The following is a 4851-nucleotide window of genomic DNA, read 5'->3' as shown; positions in this document are numbered from 1 at the left end:
ACCACCTCGTCGTCGCCCGCCCGATCGTGGCCGCCCCCGACCCCCGCGCCGCCGCCCGCGCCATCCTCGCCGAGATCGCCCCGGCCGGCGCCCCGGCCTGACGCCCCCCCGCCCCCGATCCCCGCGCCGCGCAATCCGCCCGGGCCACGGCGGCTGCGACATCGAGACCCTGCCGGAACGCCGCCACGACGCCGGCCAAGCCGCCCGCATTACTTGCTAAATTGCCGCATTTCGCCTAGCTGATGGAGTATGATCTCCTCGAAGACCAAATACGCGATGAAGGCGCTGATCGAGCTCGCCGAGGAGCGTCGGCGCGGCGGCTCCTCGCTGCGCATCGAGGAGATCGCCCGCCGCGCCGACGCGCCGAAGCGCTTCCTCGAGCATATCCTCATCGATATCCGCCGCTCGGGCATCATCGCCAGCCGCCGCGGCCGCGACGGCGGCTACATCCTCATCAAGCCGCCCGAGACCGTCTCGATCGGCGAGGTGCTGCGGCTGATCGACGGCCCGATCGCGCCGCTCCCCTGCCTCTCGCGCAAGGCCTACCGCCCCTGCGACGACTGCCACGACGAGGCCGCCTGCCGCATCCGCCGGGTCTTCGGCGATCTCTACTCTGCCTACCTGCTGATGCTCGAATCGCTGACCCTCGCCGACCTGATGAAGGACGATTCCGTTCTCTCCATCGGCCAGATCGAGCCCGTCGCCCAGTAACCGACTGGAATCTCCGGATTCTCCCCCGGCAATTTTTTCTTGCATAACACGACTATGTCTGTCGTGATAATTGGACAACACGGAGATTGCCATGCTGTCCATCCGCCAGACCCGAACCGACCGAAGTCCGGTGCGCCGCCTCGCCGGCGCCGCCGCCGCGGCGCTCCTCGCCAGCAGCCTCGCCGGCGCGGCCGCGGCCCAGACCACGCTTCTCAACGTCTCCTACGACCCGACCCGCGAGCTCTACCGCGAGTTCAACGAGGCCTTCGCCAAACACTGGCAGGCCGAGGGCCACGCCCCCGTCACCATCGAGGTCTCCCACGGCGGCTCCGGCGCCCAGGCCCGCGCCGTCATCGACGGGCTCGCCGCCCAGGTCGTGACCCTCGCCCTCGCCAGCGACATCGACGCCATCGCCGCGCGGACCGACAAGATTCCCGCCGACTGGCAGGCGCGCCTGCCGCACAACTCGGCCCCCTACACCTCGACCATCGTCTTCCTGGTGCGCGAGGGCAATCCGAAGGCGATCCAGGACTGGGGCGACCTCGTCCGCGACGACATCCAGGTCATCACCCCCAATCCGAAGACCTCGGGCGGCGCGCGCTGGAACTACCTCGCCGCCTGGGCCTGGGCCGACAAGGAATTCGGCGGCAACCAGGACCAGATCCGCGACTATATGCACGAGCTCTTCGCGCACGTCCCGGTGCTCGACACCGGCGCCCGCGGCTCCACAACCACCTTCGCCCAGCGCGGCATCGGCGACGTGCTTCTCGCCTGGGAGAACGAGGCCTATCTTGCGCTCCAGGAGCTCGGCGAGGACCAGTTCGACATCGTCGAGCCCTCGCTCTCGATCCTCGCCGAGCCGACCGTGGCGCTCGTCGACGGCAACATCGCCTCCGACGAGCAGCGCGCGGCGGCCGAGGCCTACCTCGCCTATCTCTACAGCCCCGAGGGCCAGGCCATCGCCCTCCGGAACTACTACCGCGCCTGGGACACCAGCGCCGCCGACGCCGACGACGTCGCCCGCTTCCGCGACCTGCCGCTCGTCTCCATCGCCGACTTCGGCGGCTGGGCCAAGGTGCAGCCCGAGCACTTCGGCGACGGCGGCATCTTCGACCAGATCTACACCCCGCGGTGACCGCCATGACCGCGATGCGTGCGGCACGCTTCCGCCAGCCGTCGCCCCTGCCGGGCTTCGGCCTGGCGCTCGGGACGACGCTGGCGATGCTCTCGCTCATCGTCATCATCCCGATCGGCGCCCTGCTGCTCAAGGGCGCCGGCATCGGCATCGGCGACATCGCCGCCAACCTCGCGAAGCCGCGGGTCTGGGCGGCGCTCCTGCTCTCCTTCCGCATCGCGCTCCTCGCGGCGCTCTTCAACCTCGCCTTCGGGCTGGCGCTCGCCTGGGTGCTGGTGCGCTACGACTTCCCCGGCCGCCGCCTGCTCGACGCGGCCGTGGATCTCCCCTTCGCGCTGCCGACGGCGGTGGCGGGCATCGCGCTCACCACGCTCTACGCCCCGAACGGCGCCTTCGGGCAGCTGCTCGCGCCGCTCGGCATCAAGGTCGCCTACACGCCGCTCGGCATCTGGGTGGCGCTCGTCTTCGTCGGCCTGCCCTTCGTGGTGCGTACCGTCCAGCCGGTCGTCGCCGAGATCGACCGCGAGATCGAGGAGGCCTCGGCCACCCTCGGCGCCTATCGCGCGCGCACCTTCCTGCGCGTGATCCTGCCGATGCTGACGCCCGCGCTCCTCACCGGCTTCGCGCTCGCGCTGGCGCGCGGCGTCGGCGAGTACGGCTCGGTCATCTTCATCGCCGGCAACCTGCCCTCGGTCAGCGAGATCGCGCCGCTGCTCATCGTGATCCGCCTCGAGGAGTTCGACTACGACGGCGCCGTCGCCATCGCCGTGGCGATGCTCGCCATCTCCTTCGCCATGCTTCTCGTCATCAACCTTGTCCAGGTCTGGAGCCGCAGGAGGTTCGGAGATGCTTGACACCCGCAAGGACACCCCCACCCCCGCCGAGGCGCACCCCCACGCGCGCCCGGACACGCACCCACACACGCGCCCTGGCGCGCTGCCCGCCGCCATCCGCGGCCTCTTCTCCCGGCTGGCCGGCCGCAGCTACGCCCTCGAGACGCCGCCCGCGGCCCTCGACGCGCGCGCGCGCCGCACCCTCGCCCGCCAGTCCCGACTGCGCGCCGAGGCGCACGCCGCCTTCCGCGCCGTGGAGGGGCCGGCCCCGGCCGCCCTCGACGCCGCGCTTGCCGTGCTCGAATCCGAGATCGCCCGCCTCAGCGACGCCGCCGAGGCCTATGGCGAGGCGCTGAAGGCCGTCCGCACCTACGACGACGACCCCGCCCAGCGGGCGCTCGCCACCTCGGCCCTCTTCGCCTACCCGGTGCCGCTCGGCGTCCCCGCCCCGGTGCCGCACCTGCCGCGACGGGGGACCCATGGCTGACGTCGCCTTCGACGACGCGGCGAACCTCGCCCGGGCGCAGCCCCTGCGCCCGGTGGCCTCCGAGGCGCCCTGGTTCCGCCGCACCCTCGTCGCGCTCGTCTTGGCCATCGTCGGGGTCCTCCTCCTCGCGCCACTCGCCGTGGTCTTCACCGAGGCGCTCGCCAAGGGCCTCGGCGCCGCGGTCAGCGCGCTCGGCGAGCGCGACGCCCGCGCCGCCATCCGCCTCACCCTCCTCGTCGCCGCCATCGCCGTGCCGCTCAACGCGGTCTTCGGCGTCGCCGCCGCCTGGGCGATCGCCAAGTTCGACTTCCGCGGCAAGGCGATCCTCATCACCCTCATCGACCTGCCCTTCTCGGTCTCGCCGGTGGTCGCCGGCCTCTGCCTCGTCCTCGTCTTCGGCGCCAACGCCCCGCTCGGCGCCTGGCTCGTCGCGAACGGCTGGCCGGTCATCTTCGCGGTGCCGGGGATCGTGCTGGCCACCATGTTCATCACCTTCCCCTTCGTCGCCCGCGAGCTCATCCCGGTGATGCAGGAGCACGGCCGCGCCGAGGAGGAGGCCGCCCTCACCCTCGGCGCCTCCGGCTGGCGGACCTTCCTGACCGTGACGCTGCCCAACATCCGCTGGGCGCTGCTCTACGGCGTGCTGCTCTGCAACGCCCGCGCCATGGGCGAGTTCGGCGCCGTCGCCGTCGTCTCCGGCAAGATCCGCGGCCAGACCAACACCATGCCGCTGATGATCGAGATGCTCTACAACGAGTACCTCTCGGTCGCGGCCTTCTCGATGGCGGCGCTGCTCGCGCTGCTCGCCCTCGTCACCCTCACGCTCAAGACGGCACTCGAATGGCGCTACGCGGACCAGCTCGCCGCCAACCGCCGCCACTGAGGAGAGAACCCATGCACATCGAGATCGAGGAACTGGCCAAGGAGTTCGGCACCACCACCGCGCTTCTCCCCGTCAGCCTCTCCATCCCCTCCGGCGCCCTCGTCTCGCTCCTCGGCCCCTCGGGCTCCGGCAAGACCACGCTCCTGCGCATCCTCGGCGGCCTCGAGACCCCGACCTCCGGCCGCGTCCTCTTCGACAGCCAGGACGCGACCGGCCTCTCAGTGCAGGAGCGCCGCGCCGGCTTCGTCTTCCAGCACTACGCCCTCTTCCGCCACATGACCGTCTTCGAGAACATCGCCTACGGCCTGCGCGCCCGCCCGCGCCGCATCCGCCCGCCGGAGGCCGAGATCCGCCGCCGCGTCACCCGCCTCCTCGACCTCATCCGCCTGCCCGACATCGCCGGCCGCTACCCGACCCAGCTCTCCGGCGGCCAGCGCCAGCGCGTCGCCCTCGCCCGCGCCCTCGCCATCGAGCCGCGCATGCTGCTCCTCGACGAGCCCTTCGGCGCGCTCGACGCCCGCGTCCGCAAGGAGCTGCGCGGGGGCCTGCGCGAGATCCACGACCAGACCGGCCTCACCACCGTCTTCGTCACCCACGACCAGGACGAGGCGATGGAGATCGCCGACCTCGTCGTCGTGATGTCGATGGGCCGCATCGAACAGATCGGCACCCCCCACGACGTCCGCAGCCGCCCCGCCACCCGCTTCGTCGCCGACTTCGTCGCCGCCTGACCCCGTTCTCTCTTCCTTCCCTATCGGGCAGTGCCGGGGGGGTCGAGGGGGGCCGGCGAGGGCCCCCCTCG

6 protein-coding genes are annotated in these 4851 nt (G+C 71.8%); all 6 read left to right on the top strand.

The features are described from left to right. Nucleotides 1–249 precede the first annotated feature (249 nt). The 6 genes from Q0112_RS16210 (at nucleotide 250) to Q0112_RS16185 (ending at nucleotide 4780) form a co-directional block, all read left to right on the top strand. Nucleotides 250–711, top strand: coding sequence for an Rrf2 family transcriptional regulator (locus Q0112_RS16210; RefSeq protein WP_297977017.1), 462 nt, complete (start codon nucleotides 250–252; stop codon nucleotides 709–711). A 91-nt stretch (nucleotides 712–802) separates the two neighbouring features. Continuing rightward, nucleotides 803–1846, top strand: coding sequence for a sulfate ABC transporter substrate-binding protein (locus Q0112_RS16205; RefSeq protein ID WP_297977015.1), 1044 nt, complete (start codon nucleotides 803–805; stop codon nucleotides 1844–1846). A 14-nt stretch (nucleotides 1847–1860) separates the two neighbouring features. After that, nucleotides 1861–2700, top strand: a complete 840-nt coding sequence (gene cysT / locus Q0112_RS16200; RefSeq protein ID WP_297977018.1) for a sulfate ABC transporter permease subunit CysT — start codon at nucleotides 1861–1863, stop codon at nucleotides 2698–2700. Next, nucleotides 2693–3166 carry a hypothetical protein gene (locus Q0112_RS16195; RefSeq protein ID WP_297977014.1) on the top strand — a complete coding sequence of 158 codons (474 nt, stop codon included), beginning with the start codon at nucleotides 2693–2695 and terminating at the stop codon, nucleotides 3164–3166. Before cysT ends, Q0112_RS16195 begins: the two co-directional genes overlap by 8 nt. Further along, nucleotides 3159–4049, top strand: coding sequence for a sulfate ABC transporter permease subunit CysW (cysW, locus tag Q0112_RS16190; RefSeq protein WP_297977013.1), 891 nt, complete (start codon nucleotides 3159–3161; stop codon nucleotides 4047–4049). Before Q0112_RS16195 ends, cysW begins: the two co-directional genes overlap by 8 nt. An 11-nt stretch (nucleotides 4050–4060) precedes the next feature. Next, on the top strand, nucleotides 4061–4780 hold the full coding sequence (locus tag Q0112_RS16185) for a sulfate ABC transporter ATP-binding protein (protein WP_297977012.1): 720 nt from the start codon (nucleotides 4061–4063) through the stop codon (nucleotides 4778–4780). Nucleotides 4781–4851 lie beyond the last annotated feature (71 nt).

Source organism: uncultured Amaricoccus sp., from assembly GCF_937858865.1.
In the GTDB taxonomy this organism is placed as follows: Bacteria; Pseudomonadota; Alphaproteobacteria; order Rhodobacterales; family Rhodobacteraceae; genus Amaricoccus.
The sequence above is the reverse complement of the archived record's forward strand: the minus strand, read 5'-3'. Positions and strand labels throughout refer to the sequence as shown.

Coding starts and splice junctions, on each gene's coding strand:
- Q0112_RS16210 (WP_297977017.1), top strand. CDS start 250: ATGATCTCCTCGAAGACCAAATACGCGATGAAGGCGCTGATCGAGCTC.
- Q0112_RS16205 (WP_297977015.1), top strand. CDS start 803: ATGCTGTCCATCCGCCAGACCCGAACCGACCGAAGTCCGGTGCGCCGC.
- cysT (WP_297977018.1), top strand. CDS start 1,861: ATGCGTGCGGCACGCTTCCGCCAGCCGTCGCCCCTGCCGGGCTTCGGC.
- Q0112_RS16195 (WP_297977014.1), top strand. CDS start 2,693: ATGCTTGACACCCGCAAGGACACCCCCACCCCCGCCGAGGCGCACCCC.
- cysW (WP_297977013.1), top strand. CDS start 3,159: ATGGCTGACGTCGCCTTCGACGACGCGGCGAACCTCGCCCGGGCGCAG.
- Q0112_RS16185 (WP_297977012.1), top strand. CDS start 4,061: ATGCACATCGAGATCGAGGAACTGGCCAAGGAGTTCGGCACCACCACC.